The organism is Shewanella fidelis ATCC BAA-318 (genome assembly GCF_000518605.1).
In the GTDB taxonomy this organism is placed as follows: Bacteria; Pseudomonadota; Gammaproteobacteria; order Enterobacterales; family Shewanellaceae; genus Shewanella; species Shewanella fidelis.
Genome location: NZ_JADX01000005.1, coordinates 21,654 through 46,081 on the forward strand (window position 1 = coordinate 21,654; position 24,428 = coordinate 46,081).

General features: G+C 43.8%; 23 protein-coding genes. 16 read left to right on the forward strand and 7 right to left on the reverse strand.

What is annotated here, in order from left to right; translation table 11 throughout:
* Positions 1-18: 18 nt before the first annotated feature.
* The 14 genes from L884_RS0102540 (at position 19) to L884_RS0102605 (ending at position 15,960) form a co-directional block, all read left to right on the forward strand.
* Complete coding sequence (locus L884_RS0102540) at positions 19-822, forward strand: hypothetical protein (protein WP_245603051.1); 804 nt, start codon at positions 19-21, stop codon at positions 820-822.
* The gene (locus tag L884_RS0102545; RefSeq protein WP_028766020.1) at positions 816-1,601 is read left to right on the forward strand and encodes a DUF3450 domain-containing protein; all 786 of its coding nucleotides are present in this window, start codon (positions 816-818) and stop codon (positions 1,599-1,601) included. The genes L884_RS0102540 and L884_RS0102545 overlap by 7 nt, the downstream gene beginning before the upstream one ends.
* Positions 1,598-3,007, forward strand: a complete 1,410-nt coding sequence (locus L884_RS0102550; RefSeq protein WP_028766021.1) for a MotA/TolQ/ExbB proton channel family protein — start codon at positions 1,598-1,600, stop codon at positions 3,005-3,007. Before L884_RS0102545 ends, L884_RS0102550 begins: the two co-directional genes overlap by 4 nt.
* Positions 2,994-3,512 (forward strand): MotA/TolQ/ExbB proton channel family protein, encoded by a 519-nt coding sequence (locus tag L884_RS0102555; protein ID WP_028766022.1) that lies wholly within the window; start codon positions 2,994-2,996, stop codon positions 3,510-3,512. Before L884_RS0102550 ends, L884_RS0102555 begins: the two co-directional genes overlap by 14 nt.
* Positions 3,505-3,906: an ExbD/TolR family protein gene (locus L884_RS0102560; RefSeq protein ID WP_028766023.1), complete on the forward strand. Its 402-nt coding sequence runs from the start codon at positions 3,505-3,507 to the stop codon at positions 3,904-3,906. Before L884_RS0102555 ends, L884_RS0102560 begins: the two co-directional genes overlap by 8 nt.
* Positions 3,906-4,547 carry an energy transducer TonB gene (locus tag L884_RS0102565; protein WP_028766024.1) on the forward strand — a complete coding sequence of 214 codons (642 nt, stop codon included), beginning with the start codon at positions 3,906-3,908 and terminating at the stop codon, positions 4,545-4,547. The genes L884_RS0102560 and L884_RS0102565 overlap by 1 nt, the downstream gene beginning before the upstream one ends.
* Positions 4,548-4,549: 2 nt before the next feature.
* A complete protein-coding gene (locus L884_RS0102570) occupies positions 4,550-5,818 on the forward strand; it encodes a tetratricopeptide repeat protein (protein ID WP_028766025.1) in 1,269 nt (422 codons plus the stop codon).
* A gap of 123 nt (positions 5,819-5,941) precedes the next feature.
* Entirely contained in the window at positions 5,942-6,514 is a 573-nt protein-coding gene (locus L884_RS0102575; RefSeq protein WP_028766026.1) for an anthranilate synthase component II, read from the forward strand.
* 286 nt (positions 6,515-6,800) lie between these two features.
* On the forward strand, positions 6,801-9,293 hold the full coding sequence (locus L884_RS0102580; protein ID WP_028766027.1) for a S9 family peptidase: 2,493 nt from the start codon (positions 6,801-6,803) through the stop codon (positions 9,291-9,293).
* 116 nt (positions 9,294-9,409) lie between these two features.
* Positions 9,410-10,552: an HDOD domain-containing protein gene (locus L884_RS0102585; protein ID WP_028766028.1), complete on the forward strand. Its 1,143-nt coding sequence runs from the start codon at positions 9,410-9,412 to the stop codon at positions 10,550-10,552.
* 622 nt (positions 10,553-11,174) lie between these two features.
* The gene (locus L884_RS0102590; protein WP_028766029.1) at positions 11,175-12,392 is read left to right on the forward strand and encodes an aspartate aminotransferase family protein; all 1,218 of its coding nucleotides are present in this window, start codon (positions 11,175-11,177) and stop codon (positions 12,390-12,392) included.
* Between the two features lie 120 nt (positions 12,393-12,512).
* Positions 12,513-13,532, forward strand: coding sequence for an arginine N-succinyltransferase (gene astA / locus L884_RS0102595; protein ID WP_028766030.1), 1,020 nt, complete (start codon positions 12,513-12,515; stop codon positions 13,530-13,532).
* Positions 13,533-13,541: 9 nt separating this feature from the next.
* Positions 13,542-15,002 carry a succinylglutamate-semialdehyde dehydrogenase gene (gene astD / locus L884_RS0102600; RefSeq protein WP_028766031.1) on the forward strand — a complete coding sequence of 487 codons (1,461 nt, stop codon included), beginning with the start codon at positions 13,542-13,544 and terminating at the stop codon, positions 15,000-15,002.
* A gap of 160 nt (positions 15,003-15,162) precedes the next feature.
* A complete protein-coding gene (locus tag L884_RS0102605) occupies positions 15,163-15,960 on the forward strand; it encodes a DUF1338 domain-containing protein (protein ID WP_028766032.1) in 798 nt (265 codons plus the stop codon).
* A gap of 55 nt (positions 15,961-16,015) precedes the next feature.
* On the opposite strand, the gene L884_RS0102610 is transcribed toward L884_RS0102605, so the two are convergent.
* The 4 genes from L884_RS0102610 to crp all read right to left on the reverse strand — a co-directional run bounded on the left by L884_RS0102610 (position 16,016) and on the right by crp (position 19,176).
* Positions 16,016-17,341, reverse strand: coding sequence for an ATP-binding protein (locus tag L884_RS0102610; RefSeq protein ID WP_028766033.1), 1,326 nt, complete (start codon positions 17,339-17,341; stop codon positions 16,016-16,018).
* Complete coding sequence (locus L884_RS0102615) at positions 17,338-18,012, reverse strand: response regulator transcription factor (protein WP_028766034.1); 675 nt, start codon at positions 18,010-18,012, stop codon at positions 17,338-17,340. Before L884_RS0102615 ends, L884_RS0102610 begins: the two co-directional genes overlap by 4 nt.
* 110 nt (positions 18,013-18,122) lie before the next feature.
* Positions 18,123-18,458 carry a PepSY domain-containing protein gene (locus L884_RS0102620; protein WP_028766035.1) on the reverse strand — a complete coding sequence of 112 codons (336 nt, stop codon included), beginning with the start codon at positions 18,456-18,458 and terminating at the stop codon, positions 18,123-18,125.
* Positions 18,459-18,540: 82 nt separating this feature from the next.
* Positions 18,541-19,176, reverse strand: a complete 636-nt coding sequence (gene crp, locus L884_RS0102625) for a cAMP-activated global transcriptional regulator CRP (protein ID WP_012156707.1) — start codon at positions 19,174-19,176, stop codon at positions 18,541-18,543.
* 455 nt (positions 19,177-19,631) lie between these two features.
* On the opposite strand from crp, the gene L884_RS0102630 reads away from it, so the two are divergent.
* Complete coding sequence (locus L884_RS0102630; protein WP_028766036.1) at positions 19,632-20,414, forward strand: tetratricopeptide repeat protein; 783 nt, start codon at positions 19,632-19,634, stop codon at positions 20,412-20,414.
* A 1,012-nt stretch (positions 20,415-21,426) separates the two neighbouring features.
* On the opposite strand, the gene L884_RS0102635 is transcribed toward L884_RS0102630, so the two are convergent.
* The 3 genes from L884_RS0102635 to L884_RS0102645 all read right to left on the reverse strand — a co-directional run bounded on the left by L884_RS0102635 (position 21,427) and on the right by L884_RS0102645 (position 23,709).
* Complete coding sequence (locus L884_RS0102635) at positions 21,427-22,314, reverse strand: phosphoribulokinase (RefSeq protein WP_028766037.1); 888 nt, start codon at positions 22,312-22,314, stop codon at positions 21,427-21,429.
* A 160-nt stretch (positions 22,315-22,474) separates the two neighbouring features.
* Positions 22,475-22,735 carry a YheU family protein gene (locus L884_RS0102640; RefSeq protein ID WP_028766038.1) on the reverse strand — a complete coding sequence of 87 codons (261 nt, stop codon included), beginning with the start codon at positions 22,733-22,735 and terminating at the stop codon, positions 22,475-22,477.
* Positions 22,729-23,709 carry a hydrolase gene (locus L884_RS0102645; RefSeq protein WP_028766039.1) on the reverse strand — a complete coding sequence of 327 codons (981 nt, stop codon included), beginning with the start codon at positions 23,707-23,709 and terminating at the stop codon, positions 22,729-22,731. The genes L884_RS0102640 and L884_RS0102645 overlap by 7 nt, the downstream gene beginning before the upstream one ends.
* Positions 23,710-23,892: 183 nt before the next feature.
* Here L884_RS0102645 and L884_RS0102650 point away from each other — a divergent pair, with 183 nt between their 5' ends.
* Positions 23,893-24,408 (forward strand): hypothetical protein, encoded by a 516-nt coding sequence (locus tag L884_RS0102650; protein ID WP_028766040.1) that lies wholly within the window; start codon positions 23,893-23,895, stop codon positions 24,406-24,408.
* Positions 24,409-24,428: the final 20 nt, after the last annotated feature.

The following is a 24,428-nucleotide window of genomic DNA, read 5'->3' on the forward strand; positions in this document are numbered from 1 at the left end:
ATGAATTGGTTGTTTTCAATGCGGCTAGCCTTTGTATTACTGGTGCTGCTATCTGTGTGGTTTGCGCTAGGCGTTTCCATGAGTGAGCAAGATGCCTATCGACAAGTATTACGCTCACTTAATGATCTGCCTATGTCGCAGTGGATGCAGAGTTTAGTGAACGCGCCTATTGTGGCAAGTTGGCTTGCTGGCCTATTTGGTTTGATGTTTCTACTTGGGTTAAACACTGCACTTTGTTCTTGGCGCGATCTGTTACCAACTTGGCGTCATAAGCGCTGGCGCAGCCCACGGATCATGATGCTGCCGATCCATATTCTGACCTTGTTAGTATTCATCTTTCATGGTGTCGACTTAGTGTTTATTCATGGTCACGACAGCGTTGTACTGCATCAAGGAGAGCGCTTTAACAGTGGACGCTATCAAATTGAGTTAGTCAAAGTTGATTATCGTAACGATGCCAGCCAAATCACTGAAGATGAAAAAGGTTTTAGCCCTGCTGGCCGTATCACTCGTCGTAGCGTAGAGGTATTCGATCCGCGCATAAACAATGCTTATTTTAAGGTAAGCAATGGCGAGCAAACCGTCAGTGGTCATGCTGGTTTCCTGCGTCCATTCAACTGGGACGATCTGTATATCACGGTGACGGATTTTCGTGTGCCGTATCAACAGCAGGCAAAAGGCGTGCAAGTTAAGGTGCTAGCGGTACATAACCCACTCATTAACTATTTCTTTATCTGTTACTGCCTATTGCTGCTGAGTTTACTGTTACAAGGGTTGGTGTTTTGGCGTCGTTCAATCAAAAAAGGGGGCCGCAAATGCTAGCTCGAGTTTCTATCAGTTTATTGGTCGCATGTAGTGTATTGCCTTTCAACGCGAATGCGACGGCAGCTGCGATTGATTCCAGCAGTTATTTAGCAGAGCGCTGGCGAGAACAAATACAACAACCTGTTATGCAAGCAGTGCAGCTTGGTGAAGAGGCGGCGGCATGGCAACAACAAAAAGCACAGTCTTTGTCGCAGCAGCAGCAAGACTTAGGTGAGCTTTACTGGACTGAGTATCAGCTGCAAAAACAGCAAAGATATTTAGCCTCCTTGCAAGCAGAGGTTGCTCAGTTGCAGCAAGACATTGCCACAATAACGGCATTAAAGCAGGAGCTCGAGCCACAGCTTGAGATCTGGTATGCCATGTTAGAGCGTCAAGTGAGCAGCGATCTTCCGTTTGACTTTGATGAGCGTAAGCGTCGCCTAGCATTTTTACGCACTGCAATGGATAGCCATGATCTGCCATTGGCCGAGCGTTTTAGGCGCTTACTCGATGTGATGACCATAGAGGTTGCTTATGGTTATGGTCAGCAGTTAACTCAGGAGGTTATCGCAATCGATGAGCAACCTGTGCAGGTTAACTTATTGCGACTAGGACGTTTGTCTTGGTTTTATATCACCCCTGATGAGCAGCATCTAGGTTGGTTTGATAATGAGTCTCGCCAGTGGCGGCCCCTACCTGTTGATCAACAAGGTGACATTAAAGTAGCAATGGCAATTACTGCTAATAAGCAGGTGGCGCAGATTGTCAATCTTCCACTAGGAGGACAAGATCAATGAGAGCTGTGATCGCCATTTTACTTTTGAGTGCTTCTGCTCAGGTTTTTGCCCAAGGCCCAGTTGCTGCAGACATTACAGTGAACAAAACTGCCGGTCATTATCAGCAGCAAAAGACTCAAATCGATAACCGAGTGGCTGATATCCGTCAGCAAAATAGCGCTTGGGAGCTTCAATTAAAGCAAGAGATTGACGAGGTCAAATCCAACCAACAAGCGTTAAGCACAAGATTAGCCAGTAAACGCGCACAACTGGCAGCATTAAATGAGCAATTAGTCGAGCTTAATCAGCAAAAGCAGCAATTGACTAGCAGTTATCAACTCGCTGTTGATGATATGCAGCTGGTTCAAGGGGCTTATCAAAAAGCGCTGAGTAGCTTATCGCAGCAATGGCAGCAAAGTCCTACCAGCTTAATTGAAGACCAACGACAGCAAAGCTTAACTGTTGCTAAGGCTAACTCAAGCTTTCCAAGCCTGAAGCAGCTTAATGAGCTTGTAGATTACGCTGTTGACGATATGCAAATGACCGCACAAGTTGCCCGTACTTCAGCAGCAATAAGCCAAGCAGATGGCAGTGTTAGCACCCAAGAGCTATTTGTCATTGGTGGCTTAATGGCGGTAACTGACACTGATTTACCGAGCTTAATTGCTTTTACTGACAAACTGCCAACCGCTATTACACCTGTTGATAGTGATGTTAGCCAGCGACTCAAAACGTGGATAGATGGTGAAACTCAACTATTGGCAATGGATTTAAGTCAAGGTCGCATGTTGCCAAGCTTGGCGCAAAAGCAAAGTCTTGGCCAATGGGTAAAAGATGGTGGCGAAGTGTTGTGGCCTATTCTTATTTTGGCAGCGTTTGGCTTACTGATAGCCCTCTGGCGTGCGGTTGTTTTACTGTATTGGCGCCCATTAGCTCAGCTTGAAAACGATGCTAGTACTAAAGCAGATCTGCAACAAATTAAGCAGCAACTACAGAGTGTGTCTCGAGTTCCCGCAGCGAAAGTACTAGCCGATGCCATTGTTGAGGGGAGTAGTGTTGACGCAATGGATCAGCGACTGAAGCAGTTGATGTTGAGACAGATGACGCAATTTGAACGAGGGCTTGGCTTTATTGCGCTACTTGCTGCAATGGCGCCGATGCTAGGTTTGTTGGGAACGGTTTCCGGCATGATTGAAACTTTCCAATCACTTACTGAATTTGGTAATAGCGATCCTAAGTTGCTGTCGCAAGGGATCAGTAAAGCACTTATTACTACTCAAGCAGGCTTGCTGGTGGCACTGCCTTTATTGTTGCTGCATTACCCGCTAAAGCGCCGCGCTCAAGCGTTAAGTTTGAATATGGAGCAGCAATCAGCCTTGTTACTAGCACTCAATCTTGAGCAAGGGGCTGGCTATGGTTCAAAGTAGTGTTATAGCATCACTAGCGCATTTTCTTAATGCTGTTTTAGGCTTTATTGAGCTTGGTGGCATAGTAATGTGGCCGCTATTTATCTGCTGTTTATGGATGTTGTGGTTAGTGAGTCGCGCTTTATTTAAAGAGCCTAGTTCAGATTTGGATAAAACTGGCCTAACAACCGAGTGTGATTGGCTTAATCAGCGCTTGCGTTTGTTAGCATTGAGACAAGCTCAAGCGCAGCAGTATGGCGATCTTCAAGGGGTTAAATTGCTGGCTATGGTGGCACCGCTACTTGGTTTACTCGGTACAGTGAGCGGAATGATCGCCATGTTTGATGCGGGTGCTAATTATGGTTTTCACGATCCTGCGGTGATCTCAGCGGGGATCTCCATGGCAATGGTGACCACACAAACAGGTTTATTTGTCGGGTTAACTGGTGCCATTTTAGCCTTTTTTTGGCAACGAAAATTGAATCGTGTCGATACTAATTTATTAGCAGGAGCCACTAATGCTTAGCGATCGATTTAGACAAGATAAAGATCCTGAAATCAATATGACACCCATGCTGGATGTGGTGTTTATTTTGCTGATTTTCTTTATTGTGTCGACCAACTTTGTGCAGCAAGCATCAGTTGAGATCAAGCGTCCTCAAGCCAGCACGGCAACGAGCGTGGATGGCAGTCCAATTGTGGTTACGCTCGACACGACAGGTCGCGTTTACTTTGAGTCGAAAGAGATCGATATTTACTATCTACCGGGGAAGCTACAGCAAATTGCGACTCAAACGCCAAAAGCCAAACTCTTGGTGGTCGCCGATACCAACTGCCCAACCGGAGTAACAATTAAAGTACTCGATATCGCTAAACAGGCAGGCATTAGTTTTAGTTCTGTAGCGTCAGAGATCCAATAATGGCTACGGTGCAATTGAAAGCTGTTGGGGTTAAGTCCGTAAGGCTTATGTTATCGTTAATGGCAACGATTTTACTTTGTTACTATTTACCCAATAGTTTAAATCAAAGCCAAGTAGTAGGGTTGTTGAGTCAGCAGCTTGAGCCACAACCATTGCCCTTATTACCGCCTGATAACCCGCGTCAATCTGAACCTGAAAAAGTACAGTCAAAACCAGTAACCGCAAGTGCGGTAACGCCGGTTTCAACCAGTATGCCGATTATGCCAACTGTTGCTGATATGCCGCTGCAAGTGCCAGTTATGGCAACTCCGACATTAAATGGCTTAAGTTTACCTAGCATTGCACCGGTTATTGCTGGGATTAAAGATGTTGATAAAGCCCCTGAGTTACTTCGCTATATTCAGCCGAAAATGCCTGTAGCTGGTCGTAAATTTAAACAAGGCGGCAAAGTCTTACTGAGGCTGATTGTGGAGGCCGATGGCGTTGTGAGTCAGGCAGAGGTGTTAGAGGCAGAACCGCAACAAGTATTTGATCAATCAGCCATTGAGGCTGCACGCAAATGGCGTTTCAAACCCGCAATATTAGCGGGCGAAGCGGTTAAAGTTTTTGTGGACGTACCGATTAACTTTAAAGTGAGCTAACCATGCAGCGCATTCAAAAAATAGCATTATTGCTTACGCTCACAGGCGCTTTCGTTAGCTTAAACTGTCATGCACAGGAGTGGGCTGCGAAGCAAGAACGAGCCCTAAATCGCTTTGAATCTAACTTACTTAATAAAGCGAGTAGCTTGTTAGAACGTCACGACTATCGGGCTGCGCTAACAATAATGCAGCCGCTACTAGAGCAAGCAACCCCGCACCCGACGGTATTTCAATATGCCTGTAAAACCATTGCTGATACCGAAGCTGAAGCAGAGTCGCTTGGTTGCTGGCAACGCGGGTATAAGCTTTACCCAAATAATGACAATATCGCGATTAATCTCGCCCATGCACAATTACAGTTTGAACAATTTGAAGCTGCAATAACCAGTTTAGCAGGCGTTAACCTTGCAAATGTTGACCAACCTATTGCGGCACAGGTGCGCTATATGCGCGGCTACGCGTATTATCAACTCGCGCAATATAAAGCGGTATTAACAGAGCTGCTTCGCCAGGACATCAAACAGGTTAAGCCACATTGGTGGCCGCTGATTAGTTACAGTCAATTGGGTTTAGAGCAGTGGCAAGCAGCTAAAGCTAGTGCTGAGCAATGGCTAACATTAGAGCCTGTGAATCGCACTGCTTGGCAAGTATTAATGCGCAGTGAGCTTGGACTCAACCAGCTTGTTGAAGCTGCTGTAGCCAATGATATTGCGGAAAGCTTGCTGGTAGATAATACCGGCGGTGCAGCAGATAGCACCGGGCTATTGGCGCAGATTAAAGCTTACAACTTAGCTGCAAGCTGCAGCAGGTTAGTTAATCCTAAAGCAAGTCACGCAGAGTTTAGCGCAGCGAATTTTGCTTGCGCGCAATATACTTGGCTGTCAGGGCGCTATCAACAAGCGTTAGATATGTTAGCGGCCTTTGATATCACAAGCCAAAACCAGCTGCATGATGACTTTTACCTACTTCAAGGGCAGTTGTTTGCAGGATTAAAACAGGGCGACAAGGCGCGTCTTGCGTGGGCTAAAGTAGGTTTGCAAGCGTTACCATTAGGCAGTGCCGCGCAGATAAAACATGCTCGTCAGCATCGAAATCAACTTCAAGGGCAGGCTTTATTATTAATAGGGCAAAGTTACTGGCTAGATGGCTTGTGGCCTGAGGCGCAGGCGAGCTACAGAAAGCTTGCGCAAACACCAGGGTTTGCCACGATCGCAGATGCTTTTAATCAAAGGTTATCTAGCTTAGTGCTGTTTGACGAGAAACTCAGATGATCAAAGCGGATGGCTGTGATAGCATCTGCGCCCAAATCATCCATATTGAGTGTTATTGGTCTAGCAAGGCAATAAGCTATTCGTTAGAAAAATAACGCCAGCAGCATAGGTTTTTAGATCTTTATGATCTTAATGATCGACAATTACGACTCATTTACTTTTAATTTGGTGCAGTATTTTCAGCAGCTTGGTCAAGATATTCTGGTTAAGCGCAATGATGAAATCACCCTCGCAGAGATAGAGTCTCTGGCACCAGATCATTTAGTTATTTCCCCCGGCCCCTGCTCACCTAATGAGGCCGGTCTGTCGTTGGCGATAATTAACCATTTTGCTGGTAAGTTGCCGATCCTCGGCGTTTGTTTAGGTCATCAGGCGATTGCCCAAGTGTTTGGTGCTAATGTGATCCGCGCCAAGCGGGTAATGCATGGCAAAACTAGCGCAATAACCCATAACAATAGCGGTTTATTTAGTGGTTTAGCTAACCCACTTACTGTCACACGCTATCACTCTCTGCTGGTGGATAAGGTACCTGAGGGCTTTGTACTTGATGCATGGTATGACGACGCGTTACATGGCCGTGAGATCATGGCGATGAGTATGCCTGCGAAAAAGATCTACGGCGTGCAGTTTCACCCAGAATCTATTTTGACTCAGCAAGGTCATGATTTATTAGCAAATTTCATTAAGATACGCTAATTGCTCAATGTGTGATGGGCTAGGGTTCTGCTGCTTTATAGTAAATATAATGGTTTGACGATTCTAGCCGCAGTATATGGCCATGAGTGCATGGCGATGAATCTGCCTAGGCTCAAGCTTAACCGCCTTAATACAGTTAATCTTGTGGCTTGAACTGTTAGCAAGTTTTAGCAATATCAGCGAAAAACCTATCATCTGTTACAAATTTTACCGCTTTTTCAGATAATCCCGTTGCCAAAGTGTGGTATAAAAGTCCGCAAAAATACCAATAATAATAGGGATGGATATGAAAAGCGTGATTCGTCATGTCAGCTTAAGTGCACTTTCATTGGCAGTTTTAGCCGGTTGTAGCACAACCAATAACTCTACAGATCAAGTTCTGGCTACTAATCAGGTAGCGAGTCAAACCACTCAAGTGGCTCTATCGGCACCACCACAAGTCGATCAAGCATTAACCTTAAACCAAATTATGGCCAATCCGGATTGGATGGGCTTATTTGCTCAAGGTGCCTACTGGAGTGATGATGGTCAATCGATCTACTTTGCTAGGCAAGCACATGGTGCGCCAACTAAAACCTATTATCAGCAAGCGATAACTAGCACGGCAGCGAGTGAGTTAGCACTAAATCAGCTTCATACGGCTGATCAGCGCCGTGGCGTATTAAACAATGACAAAACACGCAAAGCTTATATCTATCAAGGCAACCTGTTTGTTAAAGATTTAAACAACGGCAAGATAACTCAGCTTACTCGTCTCAATACTGCTGTAGATGGGGTACGCTTTTTAACTAATGGTGATATAGCATATTGGCAGGGTGATAATATTTTTAAAATTCACCAAGACTCAGGGTTGGTGGAAGAGATCGCTAACATCAAAATGGCGGCTGAGCCTGCAGGTGTAAAAGATCCATCAAGCTATCTTGCTAAGCAGCAGCACCGACTCATCCAGTATGTTGCGATGCAACATGATAATGCTAAAGCCAAACAAGACTATAAGGCTGAGCTTGCCAAAGCAGATCCAACTATGTCGGCTAAGACATGGTATTTGGGCGATAAAGAGGTCGTGACTAATCTAAGCCTGTCTCCTAATGGTCGCTATGTGATTGTGGCACTTAAAGATAAGAGCTACAGCTGGCGTGGTGAGCACGACATTATGCCAAATTACTTAGGTAAAGATGGTTATGTTGATGCGGTACCTGCACGTGCTCGCGTAGCTGAAGATAACAACCCCGGCGAGCGTTTAGTACTACTCGATTTAACTAACCATAGTAAAAAAGATATCACCATTGAGGGCTTAACAGGCTTTGATGAAGATGTATTAGCTGCGGTAAAAGCTGAGAATGCCAAAGCTAAAGGTGAAAGTTATAAGAGTGAAAAAGCTCCGCGTAACATCCAGTTAATGCAAGACTGGGGCTGGACACAAAGTGCGATTCAATGGTCAGAAGCAGGTGATAGTGTTGCGGTAATGCTTGAAGCGGTTGATAACAAAGACCGTTGGATTGCTACCGTTAATTTAGATAAGGGCAGCTTAACCACTCAGCATCGCCTACATGACGACGCTTGGATCAACTACACCTTTAATCAATATGGCTGGCTACCGAATAGCGACAGCATCTATTTCCTATCTGAAGAAACTGGCTTTTCTCAGCTTTACTTAAAGCAACAAGGTAAAAAGCCAAAGGCGCTTACTCAAGGTCAGTTTGTGGTGAGTGATATCACCTTAGGCCCAAAAGCTCAGTATATTTACTACAAGGCTAACAAGACCCATCCAGGCATTGATAACGTCTATCGAGTTGAAATTGCCACAGGTAAAGATGAGCAATTAACCCAATGGCAAGGTCAACTTGATTACAGCTTAAGCCCAGATGGCAGCGCGCTATTATTAAATGCATCGACCCGTATTCAGCCCGCAGAACTATTTGTGCAGCCAATTGGTGGTGAGTTAAAGCAGCTAACTAACTTCACTAGCGATGCGTTTAAAAACTATGCGTGGCAAGCACCAGAAGTTGTCGCCGTACCTTCAACCCATGGTGCGGGTAACGTTTATGCTCGTGTCTATTTGCCGCAAGGTTACAGTAAAGACAACGCTGATAAATATCCTGCAGTGATCTTTAACCATGGCGCAGGTTATCTGCAAAATGCACATTACGGCTTCTCAGGTTACTTCAGAGAGTTTATGTTCCATAACTTACTGGCTCAGCAAGGCTATGTGGTGATGGATATGGATTTCCGTGGTTCAAAAGGCTATGGCCGAGATTGGCGTACAGCAGTGTACCGTCAAATGGGCACACCGGAAGTGCAGGATCTTAAAGATGGTGTTAACTGGATGGCGGCTAACGTCAATGTTGATGCGGGTAAGGTAGGCACTTATGGTGGCTCTTACGGCGGCTTCTTGACCTTTATGGCACTGTTTAATGAGCCTGAGTTATTCCAAGCTGGCGCAGCGCTGCGTCCGGTGACAGATTGGGCGCATTACAACGCACCATATACCTCAAATATCTTGAATACCCCTGATGTCGATCCAATCGCTTATGAGCGTAGCTCGCCGATTGAACATGCTGACGGCTTGCAAAAACCATTGCTTATCATGAGTGGTGTGTTAGACGATAACGTATTTTTCCAAGATAGCGTGCGTCTGGTACAACGTCTAATTGAACTTGAAAAGCCAATGTTTGAAACGGCAATTTATCCGGTTGAGCCACATGGCTTCCGCCAGCCTTCAAGTTGGTTAGATGAATATCGTCGTATTCATAAATTATTTGAGCAAGAGCTTAAATAATTCTTTGATAGATAAAAAAGGCTTCATTACGAAGCCTTTTTTATTGCTATGACTAAAGAAAATTAACGCCTAGAATAGGCAAACTAAGCTTAGATTTTGTAGGAGAAGATTAATTAGTGGCGATTTCAGTTGCTGGTGGAGTTAAACCAGCGAAAATTATTGATGTAGAGCAGCGCCTGTTAAAACGGTTGATTATCGGTAAAGAGAAACACGCTGTTATGGCTGATGATATCAATTCAGGCTTAGACAGCGATGCCAATAAGCTTGCCGTTGAACGTGAGGCTATTCGCGCACGTCTAGCAAAGCAGAATGAAGCCAAGGCGGTATTCGATGCTGTCTCTGCACAGCTTATCGCTGGGGTTAATGCAAATATCGATCACCAACTATCTTCTCCTGCTCAAGTATTGGCTACATCAAAGCTAGATCAAAAACAGGTAGCGTTATTGGAGTACCTCTACGCAGAGCATGTGGATTTAGCTCGTATTCGTCCCTTGGTGGAGTCTTTGCCTTGGCTAGAGCGCGATCTAATTAATATGCTAAATAGCTCAAGTTTTAGGCATAGGCGACCAAAATCATCAGACGTGCAAGTCACCGATATTAAGTTAGTACTCAACTATATTGGTATCGAAAATTTACAGGCACTGATCCCTTACTTTTGTCTGCGTAATTTAATGCCTCGTGGTCAAACACAAATGCTTTGGTTAAGTCGTAAATTGTGGCGTTATACCGTGGTAGCAGCAATTGCAGCGCAAACCTTAGCCAAGTTACACAATAAGCCTAGCGCTTTTCTTTATAGCTGCAGTTTGATGAGTCAGCTCGGCACCGTCAGTGTTGTTAAGCAGTGCGGTAAAGAGTTTGACGATATGTGGGGCAATTGGTTAAGAGAAGCTAGCGCGAGTGGCGATAAAGCGCTTTACGATGCGGTAATGGCGACAGAGTTTCCTGCTAATGATGTCTATCAGCAAGTATTAGCCCATAGTCATGCGCTTAATTGGCAGCTACTGGAGTTGTTAGATTTTAAGCAGAGTCGTATGGCTAAAACCTTTAAAGCTATCGATACTCATCTTAAATATGCTGATCTTGATGAAGACTCAGCCTTGATTGAACGCGCAAACTGTTTTGCAAAAGTCTATTTACTGCAAGAGGTCAATAAGATCACTGTTGCTGAGCGCCGAGTGATGTTCGACTACTATCAATTATCCGAACAAGAGCTGATTAGGTTAAGTGCACAGAACTTTAGTAAATTACCTCTTTTTTAACCCTAGCAAGGCTATTTTCTTGGTTACTGATTTCGTCGCTATGACAGCACTGGGGGATCAAAGACTAACCATGTAATTTGTTTGTTGCTAAATAGATATTTGTTGCTTATTAAACTCGCTGTTTTTATCAGCGTAGTGCCATTGTTTGTTAGTTGTTTGAGTGCAGTTCGCAAGTTTTATGCAGTCAGGTCTAAGTTTACGTTTATTCAATAAAGTGGCAGTTAAATAATATACAATTATTGTTGGCGCTAGCTGCCTATGTTTCTGCTATGTTAAGTCATCATTTCTACATAAAACTGTGGTCATTTAAGCGTTATTTGCCTTTTTAGTTATTCACTATTCGTGAATAACTAGCAAAACAGGGCGTTAAATAACTTTTTTATGACTATTTATGCTTAAAGCCCCGCTATATCTGCTTTGTTAATTCTAAAACTCAAATCTTTATGCAGTGTTTACAGACTCAGCTCACTTTGAGTTTGTTAAAAACTGGTATTTTGATCACATTTTAGCTAATAATGTCTTCTTGATTAGACAAACAACCGCCATGTTACCTACAGAAACATAAAAACATTACGCGGGAATACGGCTTGTAAAAAGTCGATTATTAGAAGGATGAGAAGGAATGAGCGTTAATATGAATCTTACACGTGCCCAATTTGACGAAGTAATGGTGCCTAACTATGCGCCTTCAGCGGTTATTCCAGTTCGCGGTGAAGGTAGTCGAGTTTGGGATCAAGAAGGTAAAGAGTACATCGACTTCGCCGGTGGTATTGCGGTTAACTGTTTAGGTCATTGTCACCCAGCCCTAGTTGGTGCGTTAAAAGCACAAAGCGAAAAACTTTGGCACCTTTCTAATGTTATGACCAACGAGCCAGCGCTTGAACTGGCGACCAAGCTTGTTGATGCGACTTTTGCCGATCGCGTTTACTTTGCTAACTCTGGCGCAGAAGCCAATGAAGCAGCACTTAAATTAGTTCGCCGTTATGCAATGGACAAATTTGGTGCAGAAAAAGATCAGATTATTGCGTTCGATAAAGCATTCCATGGTCGTACTTTCTTTACCGTAAGTGTGGGTGGCCAAGCTGCCTATTCTGACGGTTTTGGTCCTAAGCCACAAAGCATCACTCACGTACCATTTAACGATATTGCTGCACTAGAAGCGGTAATTTCAGATAAGACCTGTGCCGTAATGATGGAGCCACTACAAGGTGAAGGCGGTATTATCGACGCCGAACCAGAGTTTCTAAAAGCGGTTCGTGCACTATGTGATAAGCACAACGCACTGCTTGTATTTGATGAAGTGCAAACAGGTGTTGGTCGTTTAGGTGAACTATACGCATATATGCGTGGCGATGTAGTACCTGATGTATTGACTACAGCAAAAGCGCTCGGCGGTGGCTTCCCAATCGCTGCAATGCTTACCACCAAAGAGATTGCCGATCACCTTAAAATTGGTACTCATGGTTCAACTTACGGTGGTAACCCACTTGCATGTGCTATTGGTAATGCAGTACTGGATGTGGTTAACACTCCAGAAGTACTTAACGGTGTGAAAGTACGTGAGCAGTTACTACGTGACGGCTTAACTAAGATCAACGAAAAATATGACGTGTTCTCTGAAGTGCGCGGTCAAGGCTTGTTGATTGGTGCGGTAATGAATGAGAAATTCCAAGGCCGTGCTAAAGAGTTCCTCGTTGCGGGTATTAACGAAGGCGTTATGAGCCTAGTTGCTGGTGCAAATGTTGTTCGTTTTACACCATCTCTTGTGATTCCTGAAGCAGACATTGCAGAAGGTCTAGCACGTTTTGAGCGTGCAGTAGCTAAAGTTGTCGAAGCCTAAATAGGCAAACGGAGTGTTACCTAAGGTAACGCTCCTTTTTTGTCTTTAGGATAGCTTGCACGTTTGAAGTTGCTTTTACAGGCAGAGTCAAACGGCAAGTGATAGCGAGGAGACTCCTAGATGCTAATTATACGTCCAATCCGTTCAACTGATTATCAAGCGCTATACCAAATAGCCCAAGAATCTGGCCACGGATTTACATCTTTACCAGTGAATGAAGAACTACTGAGAAGCAAGATTGCTCGAGTAGAAGAGTCATTTACTAAGCAAGTTGATACCCCGTTTGATGAAGGCTACCTGATGGTGCTAGAAGATACCGAAACCGGTGAGGTTGTCGGTACTTGTGGTATCGAAGCCGCGGTAGGTATGGTTGATGCGTTTTACCACTATCGTTTAGGCACAGAGGTTTATCATTCAGAGCAGATTGATGTGCGTAATGAAGTAGAAACATTAACGCTATGTCATGACTACACAGGTGCAGCAGAGCTTTGTACGCTATTTTTACGCAGCAGTTACCGTAAAAATAATAATGGCCGCATGCTTTCAAGAAGTCGTTTTCTGTTTTTAGCTCAGCACGCCCATCGTTTTGGTGAAACCGTGATTGCCGAAATGCGCGGTGAAAGTGACGAACAAGGCAATTCGCCGTTTTATGGCTGGTTGCAAGAGCACTTCTTAGGCATTGACTTTGTGCGTGCGGATTACCTTTCCGGCTTAAGCCAAAAGGCGTTTATGGCTGAGATGATGCCTAAAAATGCTGTCTATGTTTGCTTGTTACCAAAAGAAGCACAAAAAGTGATTGGTGAAGTACATACCAATACTCGTCCGGCGCTCAACTTACTGCAAGCCGAGGGCTTTAGATGCCGTGGCTATGTGGATATTTTTGATGCTGGCCCAACAGTTGAGTGCCACTTAAATGATATTCGCTCGGTACGTGAAAGCCGTTTGCTTACCGTGACGATTGGTGACATACCAAGTGATGCAACAAGCTATATTGTTTCCAATACTGAACTAGAGAATTACCGTGCAACAGCTGTTGATCTTGCGGTAACTGACGAAAGCGACGATGTGATCTTAGATGCCAAAACCGCAGCGGCCTTAATGGTCAAAGACGGTGGTCAGATCCGCGTATTGCCAATGTAGGGATAGAAAATGACACAATTTATTGAAGGTAAGTGGGTAGCAGGATTAGGTCATGATGTGACCTCAATTAACCCAGCTAATCAACAAGTAATTTGGACAGGTAAAACTGCCACTCCAGAGCAGGTATCTACAGCGGTAGATGCAGCGCGTAACGCACAATTTGATTGGTTTATGCTGGGCTTTGAAGCACGCTTAGCAATCGTTGAGGCCTACCGCGACCAACTTGAAGCAAATAAAGCTGAAATGGCTGAAGTGATAGCACAAGAAACCGGTAAACCCCAGTGGGAAACCGCGACTGAAGCCGGTGCAATGATAGGTAAAATCGGTCTGTCTGTTGCTGCTTATAACAAGCGTACAGGCACGACTGAAAACGATACACCAGCAGGACGTGCCGTTTTGCGTCATAAACCTCACGGCGTTGTGGCAGTGTTTGGTCCATACAATTTCCCTGGTCACTTACCTAATGGTCACATAGTTCCTGCATTGCTTGCGGGTAACACTGTCGTGTTTAAGCCATCAGAACTTACACCTAAAGTAGCTGAACTCATGCTCAAGCTATGGCAACAAGCTGGCCTGCCAAAAGGCGTAATTAACCTAGTGCAAGGTGAAGTTGAAACCGGTAAAGCACTCGCAGCACACCCGCAAATCGACGGGCTATTCTTCACTGGTAGCTCACGTACGGGTCATATCTTGCATCAGCAATATGCTGGCGATCCCGGTAAGATTCTAGCTCTTGAGATGGGTGGCAATAACCCACTAATCATCAAAGACGTGGCAGATACAAAAGCTGCGGTGCACGATATCATTCAGTCCGCTTATATTTCAGCTGGCCAGCGTTGTACTTGTGCACGTCGTCTCTATGTTGAGAAAGGCGCGGCAGGTGATGCATTACTTGAGCAACTTGTTGCTGCGGTTAAGCAGATCAAAGTGGCGCCATGGAATGCGCAGCCGCAGCCATTTATGGGCTCTATGATCTCAGAAGCAGCAGCTAAAGGTATGGTTGAAGCGCAGCGTAACTTAGTTAATTTAGGCGCTAGCGTGTTAGTTGAACTAACCCATCTTGAGGCCGGTACAGGCTTAGTATCGCCAGGTCTTGTTGATGTAACTGATGTGATTGAGCTACCTGATGAAGAGTACTTTGGTCCATTATTGCAAGTGGTACGTTATAGCGATTTTGATCAAGCCATTAAGCTGGCTAATGCGACGCGCTATGGTTTATCTGCAGGGATCTTGGCAGACAGCCGCGAAGATTATGACTATTTCCTAGCACGTATTCGTGCTGGTATCGTTAACTGGAATAAGCAGATCACAGGCGCATCAGGTGCTGCACCATTTGGTGGTGTAGGTGCATCAGGTAATCACAGAGCAAGCGCGTTTTATGCCGCAGACTATTGTGCTTACCCAGTGGCATCAGTTGAAGCTGACGCGGTGAGCTTACCAGCAACATTAAGCCCTGGTTTGAGTATTTAAACTAAGGGAAGTGATTCAAAAGGGAAGTGCTCGGGGCGCTTCCCTTTTGTTTATAAAGCAGTACCCAACAAGCAAGCAGTATTTTTAAAACGTGTACCGCCACGTGCGCCAATTCAACTAACAATATATAGGCAAGCACGCTGGCTTAAAGGAGTTAAACATGCACACGAATGTAAACGCGCTATTTGAAGCACTTTGGCAAGACTATATTGAAATGACCCCATCTGCGGCAAAAGTTCATCAGTTATTGTCGAAAGGCGATGCCATCATCAATGATCACATTGCATTGCGTACCTTTAATATTGCCAAGGTTAATCTTGAAGTATTAGCCGCACATTTCGAGTCTTTAGGCTATGTTGCATGTGGTGACTATAAGTTTGAAGCTAAAAAGCTTAATGCTAAGCACTTTGAGCACCCTGATAGCACGCAACCAAAAGTGTTTATTTCAGAATTATTAGTTGAAGAGTTTAGTGATGAGCTGCAGGCAACGGTACATGGCTTAATTGAGCAAATCGACGCAGCGGCAACCACCGCTGATAACTTCTTGTATTCTGGTCGTCACTGGCAGTTAGACAGCAATACGTATCAAGCACTATTAGCCGAAAGCGAATACGCTGCTTGGGTTGCGGCATTTGGTTATCGCGCTAATCACTTTACTGTTTCAATTAACCATCTACCGGGTTATGAGACCATCTTTGAAGTGAATGATGCCCTGAAAGCTGCCGGCTTTGTCTTGAACGCTTCAGGTGGTGAAGTGAAAGGGACACCTGAAGTATTACTAGAGCAATCATCAACTATGGCAGATAAAATCCCTGTTAGCTTCTCTGACGCAGTGGTTGAGATCCCAAGCTGTTTTTATGAGTTTGCTTTACGTTATGCCAAACCAGACGGTGAGCTTTATACAGGCTTTGTCGCAGCCTCTGCGGATAAGATTTTTGAAAGCACCAACGTTAACTAGTCACAGGTTAATCTTGGACATAAAAAAACCGGAAGCAATTCCGGTTTTTTTATTTTTAGAACAATAGCGTTACTTTTAAGCCGGGAAGGCTTTGACTGTGTTCAAACTTAAGTTCGATTTTGTACTGCTCGGCAATGTCTTTCACAATCGATAAGCCTAAACCATGCCCCATAGTCGCCTCATCTAGGCGTTTCCCCCTGTGAGTTAGCATCGCCAATTGCTCTGTTTCAACACCGGGGCCATCATCCTCAATGCTGAGTTTTAGCTGCTGGTTATGGTTACTAATACAGATGCGAATTTCTGAGCTGGCCCACTTATAGGCGTTATCTAGCAAGTTACCTAATAACTCCATGCCATCTTCGCGATGCATTGGTAGTCGAGTGATACCAGCAGGAATATCAAAGCGGCAATGGATGGATTTAGTTCTATGCACTTTATTTAAGGTTTGAGCTAAGTCTTCAATATCTTTAGGCAGCTGCATTTGTGCTGCGGGCAGCATGTCGCCGGTTATTCTTGCTGCAGCCAGTTTGCGCTCAATCATTTTGTGGACTAAATCCAGCTGTTTTTGTAAGGCTTCAGCTGACTCAGGTTCTTTCAAGTAAAGCGCTTCAACCTGTTGTTGCATCACTGCCAATGGTGTTTTAAGGCCATGACTTAAATTACCTAAGTTATTGCGGCTACGTTCAATCTGCTTGCTGGAGTAGGCTAATAACTCGTTATAGTTTTTAGCAAGTGGCTGTAATTCGAGTGGGATTGAAGTCAGATCAAATGATGAGATTTCGCCTTCACGTAATTTTGCTAAGGTGTCTTTCATTTGATTGACTGGTTTAAAGGATTGTCTCAGAACTAAGAAAATCCCCATGATCATTGCCAGTAACATGGCTAAGTTAACCAAAAACTTGGTGCCATATACTTCAGTAAAGACCTTACGACCAATACTTAAATCTTGCGCTACGGTTAAAGTCGCGCTCAGGCCTGATGTTTCCGATTTTAGACCAATAGAAAGTAACTGAATATCGTGGTTTTGCGGGCCCTTGGTTTGCCAAGCGCGGGTTTCACCTTTTTCAAGATCTTCAACTTCTAAGCGTTGATCCCAAAGCGAGCGTGACCTTAGCTCTTGTTCTGGTAAGTCGAGTTGATAGTAGCGGCCAGAATAAACAGGACGATAAAAGCTGGATAATTGGTTTTCGTCAATTCTAAAGCTGCCGTCATCCAAATGGGTAGCAAGCAGAACTTGCTGAAGATCTTCTTGTAGACGAGCGATGATGGAGTCGTGAAATGCTTGGCGCAGCATTGACTCGAAAAAGATAATGCCAATGGCTGTAGCGATGACAACTAAGCCTGTTAACCACAGGCTTAGTTTGGTTCTTATCGAAATCATTCTACTAGACCGTGGAAGATATACCCTTGTCCGCGGCGAGTTTCAATGGCAGTCTTGCCAAGCTTTTTACGCAGGTGTGTGACGTACACTTCGACGACATTACTCTCTTTTTCATCATCAAATTGGTACAGTTTATCGGTAAGCTGCGCTTTAGAAAGCAGCTTTTTAGGCGACATCAAGAAGATCTTAAGTAATCTAAACTCCATCGCAGTTAGCTCAAATGTTTGTTCCCCTACAGTAACCGACTGTTGACTCTCATCTAGAGATACACCTGCATAGGTCAGCTGTTTGTTAGGCGTATTGGCTTTGCCATGTGCACGTTGAATAAGTGCTTGAATGCGTACCAGTAGTTCTTGAGTGTGGAATGGTTTACCTAGGTAATCATCGGCTCCAGAGTTAAAGCCTTCAACCTTTTCATGCCACTGGCTGCGCGCTGTTAGCATAATGACTGGCGTATTGATGCCTTGTTCACGCCATTTCTCTAGCAGTTCTAAGCCATTACCGTCTGGCAGGCCGATATCTAAGATGACGCAATCATAATTGGTTTCTTTAATGAGATAATCAGCTTCACTGACCTTGTCGGTTGTATCGGTAACATAACCAGCTTGTTTAAGCTGTTTAACGAGTTCTTCAACTAATAAGGTGTTGTCTTCAACAAGAAGTAATTTCATAGAATGCTCTCAATACTGTTGTGTAAACAAACTGGTGATTTACATCATAAATTCATGGTAACTCAAAAATGCGTCTATGGTGCAATTAGATTTGATTTTTAACGTTATTATTACAGGGTTTCTGGAGTACAACTGCTAGGAAGGCGTGTGGGTTGGGCGAGTTGCCCTGTACGAGCATCAAGTAATAGCTCAACCAACAAGCCACTGTTAGTACGGATCTGGATTTCATAACGCCAATCAGCTTGCTCTTGATATAGGTGTGCATCAATGAGTTTGCCATGACACATAGCTTGAATGCTGGCTAGAGTGACATCGAGAGATAGGATTTTACCGCTATTGACCAAGTCCTGCGCTTCGTAATGTTGGACTTCAACTTTTTGATTAGCCAATGCTGTAGGCAGGTGTAGCGTTGCAGTCAAAAGGCATAAGTAAAATGCTATTTTCACGCTGAACTCCTAATAAAAAAATGGCCTGAGATAATCTCAGGCCACTTTATAGAAGCTGTCTTAAACCGAGCTTAATACTGGCTTATCGGGTTCCGTAAACTACGATAGTTTTACCGTGTGCTTGAATAAGGTTTTGTTCTTCAAGCATTTTTAAGATACGGCCTACGGTCTCACGAGAACAACCAACAATCTGACCAATCTCTTGACGAGTGATCTTGATTTGCATGCCATCAGGATGTGTCATCGCATCAGGTTGCTTAGCAAGGTGTAGTAATGTTTGTGCAATTCTTCCAGCAACGTCTAAGAAAGCTAAGTCGCCTACTTTTTGGCTTGTGCTGTGTAGACGGTAAGCCATCTGAGAAGAAAGCTTCATCAAGATTTCTGGGTTAACTTGGATTAACTGCTTGAACTTCTTGTAAGAAATTTCAGCAATTTCACAAGCTTGCTTAGCGCGAACCCAAGCTGTACGTTCAGCTTGTTCTTCGAATAGGCCAAGCTCACCAATAAAGTCGCCTTGATTTAGGTAAGAAAGAATCATCTCTTTACCTTCTTCGTCTTTAATCAAGACTGCTACAGAGCCTTTAACGATGTAGTAAAGGGTATCTGAGTCTTCACCAGCGTGGATCAAAGTACTTTTGGCTGGATATTTATGAATGTGACAGTGTGATAAAAACCATTCCAAAGTCGGATCTGGTTTTGGCTTTCCAATCAGAGCCATGCCTATGTTCCTCGGCTGATTTACATTAAAAGTAAGAATATGCTAATTAAGTATCTTACGTCAATTAAGCTATTAAAACCTTGATAGAAGTCTTAGTTTAGTTCGACTTAAGTCTAAAGGTGAATAACCATTTATATATAGTGTATTCTGATACATTAGTGATATATGTCAACTGAATCCGCTACTAAGGGTCATTGTTGCGTTAACAATTAGGCGTGCATCACATCTTGTTTAAAGCCCTGTTAGTTTTAGTGATTATAGCGGCTTAATTATGAGTGTATTTAATATGCATAATTTTGAACTTTGTCAATAATAATGATTCTCAATACCAATAGTGAAGCATTTACGCTCGACATTTTGGATGTTTTCTGGCTAACTTGGCTAAAACAAAAATAACGTATTTACCCTGTAGTAAGCGATATTTTGCTTACTTTTTTAAGTGTTTGGAGGCAGTTGTGAGTTATAGACCTTGGATTTTAAGTAGTGCAGTTGTCCTTTGTTTAGCCTTTAGCCAAGCAGCGAACGCTTTTTCTATTCCTCAACCTAAAGGTGCTGCAGAAGCTAGTCGCTCTGCGCACATTCAGCTTAAGGCTGGGCAGGGTGATGCTGATGCACAGTACTTATTGGGCCTGATGTATTTGTCAGGTCGTTATATCGAACAAAATAGACAACTCGGGGTTAAGTGGATGACGGCAGCAGCCAGTGCCGGTCATGTTAAAGCCCAACAAACCATGGCAGATCTCGCATTTGAAGGCAGTCTTATTGAACGTAATTTATCAACTGCGGAGCAATGGTATAGCGAGTTAAGTAAGCAAGGAAATAAATGGGCTAACTTTAGACTTGGTTTTATCTATGCTGCAGGGGGCGAAGGCGTTGAGCGAAACTGCGGTAAAGCTGTCGAGCAATTCAATGCCGTAGGCGATCAAGCTTCGCTAGGGAATGTAGCGTGGATATTAGCCACCTGTCCAGAAGCACAGTATCGTAATGGCGATAAAGCTTTAGAGTTGTCTTTAGCGTTACTTGAAGCCGATAATCAAGACCCTACTATCTTAGATAACCTTGCAGCAGCATACGCTGAAATCGGTGATTTTGACGCGGCAATATCAACACAACAAAAAGCGATAGAAGCGTTAAAATTAAGCGCTGACAAAAGCAAATCAGCAGAGTTTAAACAGCGTTTAAAAAGTTATCAGAATTATGAGCCTTACCGTGAAATTCTGCCGTTATTTTCGAACTAGCTCTTGAACTCATAGTTTTAAAACAGATCTGAAATACAAAATGCCCCTCAATTGAGGGGCTTTTTTGTGGTCGATTTTGCCACATTGGCTCGAATAAAAACGGCAAGCTAACTCAAGCATGTATGCGGAGTTCACTTTGTCGCTACTCAGGAGAGGGAATATTTAATAGAAGTAAATGCTGTGATATTGCAAAGATAGGTCAGCTAGCAATCCCAAGGAAACAAACGGATCAAGCGTGGATGTGGAGTTCACTTTGTCGCTACTCAGGAGAGGGAATATTTAATAGAAGTAAATGCTGTGATATTGCAAAGATAGGTCAGCTAGCAATCCCAAGGAAACAAACGGATCAAGCGTGGATGTGGAGTTCACTTTGTCGCTACTCAGGAGAGGGAATATTTAATAGAAGTAAATGCTGTGATATTGCAAAGATAGGTCAGCTAGCAATCCCAAGGAAATAAGCAGATCAAGCGTGGGTGCGGAATTCACTTTTGTGGTGTTTTGCTAGTAGGTAAGGTCAGCTAGCAATCCCAAGGAAACAAACGGATCAAGCATGGATGTGGAGTTCACTTTGTAGTGATGCTTGATTATAGCTTCTGTGGATTGTTTGAATAAAATTTTAGATAGGTCAGCTAGCAATCCCAAGGAAACAAACAGATCAAGCGTGGATGTGGAATTCACTTTTGTGGTGTTTTGCTAGTAGGTAAGGTCAGCTAGCAATCCCAAGGAAACAAACAGATCAAGCATGAATGTGGAATTCACTTTTGCGGTGTTTTGCTAGTAGATAAGGTCAGCTAGCAATCCCAAGGAAACAAACAGATCAAGCATGGATGTGGAATTCACTTTTGTACTGTATGAGGTCAGCTAGCAATCCCAAGGAAACAAACAGATCAAGATGGGGGAATTCACTTCCAAGGGAATGCTAACTTATCGTTCTTTCGCCTGAAATCCCGATGACTAAAGTCTACATAAACAGGCTTAAACAAATCTTAACGCTGGCTAAATTAGCCCTGATTTATTCGTTTTCTGGTGAAATTAACTGAGTACGCTTGTCCATTAAGTCTTTTACTAAAGGCGTTAAAATCAGCTCCATTGCTAATGACATTTTACCGCCAGGGACAACCAAGGTATTAACTCGAGACATAAACGAGCCTTGGATCATGCTGAGATAATATGGAAAGTCGACATTGTTGATACCACGAAAGCGAATAACTACGAAGCTTTCGTCTAAGCTGGGAATACTTTTAGCGCTAAAAGGGTTTGAGGTATCAACCGTTGGCACTCGCTGAAAGTTGATATGGGTGCGAGAGAACTGCGGCGTCATATGGTTAATATAATCATCCATACTGCGCACAATGGAGTCCATTACTTTCTCACGGCTATGGCCACGCTCTGAGGTATCGCGAATGATTTTCTGGATCCACTCAAGGTTAACGATAGGCACCATACCTATCAGCAAGTCAACGTGTTGAGCCACATTACAGTCGTCAGTCACTACCCCGCCATGAAGTCCCTCATAATACAGCATATCGGTATTTTCAGGCAGTGGGTGCCATTGGGTAAATGTACCTGGCATTTGGTTAAAAGGAACGGCTTCATCAAAGGTGTGCAAATAGGAGCGGGTTTCACCTTGGCCAGTGTTGCCATAATCACTAAAGCACTGTTCGAGGCGATTAAAGTCATTTGCTTCAGGGCCAAAGTAACTAATATTACGATTCTCTGTCTTTTCTTTACGGATCATCACTGCCATTTCAGGACGGGTATAGTGGTGAAAGCTATCACCTTCAACAATCGCTGCGTTGATACCCAGTTGCCTAAAAATATGGTTGAAAGCAGTCGTTGTGGTCGTGGTTCCTGCTCCTGAAGAGCCTGTGACTGCAATGATTGGATGTTTCGCTGACATGTATTTACCCAAAAGATAGTTAACTATCACCTGTACACGGTTCGACTAATGACGGATTAATGTGATTCAGGTAAGAAGCGTGTGCTAATAATGTTCATTTATACGGCTTCACTAGGCTTAGGTCAATCTATGCCCAAGCCAAGTTCCGCGCTTTATGTTATTACCAGTCGTCCTGTTGATTTTCTTGAATAACAATATCTTCTTTTCGGCGAATACCAATCGACTCATCTTCTTCGCTGTATTCGACAACCAGCATTCCTTGTTTTAGTGCCGCTTTGCATTGATCAATTGCTCTTTCCATGCTGTGTTTGCCTTCGCCTGAAAAACTGCCATCTTCAACTTGGCTAATAAGATACTCTTTGATCAGATTATTAAATGTATCGCTCGAAAGCTGGGTGAGGGATTCATAAGGGACTAACATACAGCTGCTTCCAATGACGTTAAAAAAGACAAGATACGTTGCTCTAGATAATACTTAGGTCGCCAAGGGCTGCCGCCGTTAATAAAACCGACATGGCCGCCATTCTCGTGCAGTTCATATTGTACATGTTCTGAGAGCTGATCTTGTGCGGGGATAACAGCAGGTGTCATAAAAGGATCGTCTTTGGCGTGGATCACTAGTGTTGGTTTAGCAATTCGGTTTAAATATGGCATACCGCTGGCGCGAGTATAGTAGTCATCAACACCGTCAAAGCCATGTAATGGCGCGGTCACTTTGTCATCGAAGGCATAAAAGGTTGTAAGACTATCAATATCCTGTTTGCTAATGGGCATTAAGGGCTTCAGTTCTGGCTTAGCCACCTTGCCACGCATTTTTTGTTGTAATTGTTTGATAAGATAGCTTTGATAAACTTTAGAAAAGCCTTTCTCTAATCGATTAGCGCAAGAGCCTAGTTGTAGCGGTGCGGAAATCGCCACCGCTTTATCAATTAAGCTTTGGTCTTGCTGCTCACCTTGGTACTTCACTAACACATTGCCGCCTAGGCTATAGCCAACGGCCAGCAAGCGATTATGCGGGTAATTTGCTTTTAGATGCTCAAGAGTGGTTTGTAGATCGGCGGTGTCGCCACTATGGTAGCCACGGGCAAGACGGTTGAGCTCGCCAGAACAGCTGCGATGATGGTGCACCACGCTACACAAACCTAGGGCTTTACTCGCAGCGAGGATCCGTCTGGCATAATGAGATTCTGCACTGCCTTCTAAGCCATGAATAATAACTAAAATGGCTTGATTGGGCTGTGGAATACCTTGCCAGTCGAGATCGATAAAATCGCCATCTGCCAGCTCTATACGTTCGCGCCGCAAGGCTGGTCTGTCCACTTTAGTCAGTACGGGAAGGATTGTTTGCACATGGGGGTTTTTAGCCCACCAAGGTGGCGAAAATTGTTGGCTCATAATAATTTGGCTATTGCTGAAAATTAAAACGTGTGTTTAATTGTTATTGTCAGCAGAGTGTAACATGAAATTAAATCTGGAATTTTATCGACTTTGTTTCCAGTTGTAAGTGCCTTAAAAAAGCTAGGGTGAGAAACAAGTTAGCGTGTTTTAGCGACGCAATAAAAAGCAATAGAGGACGCGATGGAACGACGTACTTTTATCACAACCGCATTAGCGGGAACGGCCTGTCTAGCGCTTGGGGTAAACTATTATTCTACAAGTGATATTAGCGTGAACAGGCAACAAGATAGCAAGCATAGGTTGCTATTTAGCGTATTAGTGCCTGTATTTCTTGATGGGGCTTTACCAGATGTTGCCGCGTTAAAACGTGATGCGATAAATCGTACTTTAGACACCATTGAACACACGATTTCAATTCTCCCACTCGATACGAAAGCTGAGATTGAGCAGCTATTAGAGATGCTCGAGGGACGTCTCGGATTACTTATACTCACAGGCAGTGTCACCCCTTTAATGATGCGCAATCAAGCCGAATTAGTTGATATGCTGCAAAGTTGGCGTTCAAGTTACCTCGATCTTATGGTCACTGCTTACCAAGGTTTACGTGAAATAGTCATGGCCAGTTATTATGCTAGCCCAGAGCATTGGAGTCGTTTGCATTACGCTAAACCGAGTTTTCTTGAGGATATGAACTAATGCAATGCAAACTCAATTTT

Excerpts from the sequence above, each read along its gene's own strand:
- L884_RS0102540 (WP_245603051.1), top strand. The coding sequence starts at position 19 with ATGCGGCTAGCCTTTGTATTACTGGTGCTGCTATCTGTGTGGTTTGCG.
- L884_RS0102545 (WP_028766020.1), top strand. The coding sequence starts at position 816 with ATGCTAGCTCGAGTTTCTATCAGTTTATTGGTCGCATGTAGTGTATTG.
- L884_RS0102550 (WP_028766021.1), top strand. The coding sequence starts at position 1,598 with ATGAGAGCTGTGATCGCCATTTTACTTTTGAGTGCTTCTGCTCAGGTT.
- L884_RS0102555 (WP_028766022.1), top strand. The coding sequence starts at position 2,994 with ATGGTTCAAAGTAGTGTTATAGCATCACTAGCGCATTTTCTTAATGCT.
- L884_RS0102560 (WP_028766023.1), top strand. The coding sequence starts at position 3,505 with ATGCTTAGCGATCGATTTAGACAAGATAAAGATCCTGAAATCAATATG.
- L884_RS0102565 (WP_028766024.1), top strand. The coding sequence starts at position 3,906 with ATGGCTACGGTGCAATTGAAAGCTGTTGGGGTTAAGTCCGTAAGGCTT.
- L884_RS0102570 (WP_028766025.1), top strand. The coding sequence starts at position 4,550 with ATGCAGCGCATTCAAAAAATAGCATTATTGCTTACGCTCACAGGCGCT.
- L884_RS0102575 (WP_028766026.1), top strand. The coding sequence starts at position 5,942 with ATGATCTTAATGATCGACAATTACGACTCATTTACTTTTAATTTGGTG.
- L884_RS0102580 (WP_028766027.1), top strand. The coding sequence starts at position 6,801 with ATGAAAAGCGTGATTCGTCATGTCAGCTTAAGTGCACTTTCATTGGCA.
- L884_RS0102590 (WP_028766029.1), top strand. The coding sequence starts at position 11,175 with ATGAGCGTTAATATGAATCTTACACGTGCCCAATTTGACGAAGTAATG.
- astA (WP_028766030.1), top strand. The coding sequence starts at position 12,513 with ATGCTAATTATACGTCCAATCCGTTCAACTGATTATCAAGCGCTATAC.
- astD (WP_028766031.1), top strand. The coding sequence starts at position 13,542 with ATGACACAATTTATTGAAGGTAAGTGGGTAGCAGGATTAGGTCATGAT.
- L884_RS0102605 (WP_028766032.1), top strand. The coding sequence starts at position 15,163 with ATGCACACGAATGTAAACGCGCTATTTGAAGCACTTTGGCAAGACTAT.
- L884_RS0102610 (WP_028766033.1), bottom strand. The coding sequence starts at position 17,341 with ATGATTTCGATAAGAACCAAACTAAGCCTGTGGTTAACAGGCTTAGTT.
- L884_RS0102615 (WP_028766034.1), bottom strand. The coding sequence starts at position 18,012 with ATGAAATTACTTCTTGTTGAAGACAACACCTTATTAGTTGAAGAACTC.
- crp (WP_012156707.1), bottom strand. The coding sequence starts at position 19,176 with ATGGCTCTGATTGGAAAGCCAAAACCAGATCCGACTTTGGAATGGTTT.
- L884_RS0102635 (WP_028766037.1), bottom strand. The coding sequence starts at position 22,314 with ATGTCAGCGAAACATCCAATCATTGCAGTCACAGGCTCTTCAGGAGCA.
- L884_RS0102640 (WP_028766038.1), bottom strand. The coding sequence starts at position 22,735 with ATGTTAGTCCCTTATGAATCCCTCACCCAGCTTTCGAGCGATACATTT.
- L884_RS0102645 (WP_028766039.1), bottom strand. The coding sequence starts at position 23,709 with ATGAGCCAACAATTTTCGCCACCTTGGTGGGCTAAAAACCCCCATGTG.
- L884_RS0102650 (WP_028766040.1), top strand. The coding sequence starts at position 23,893 with ATGGAACGACGTACTTTTATCACAACCGCATTAGCGGGAACGGCCTGT.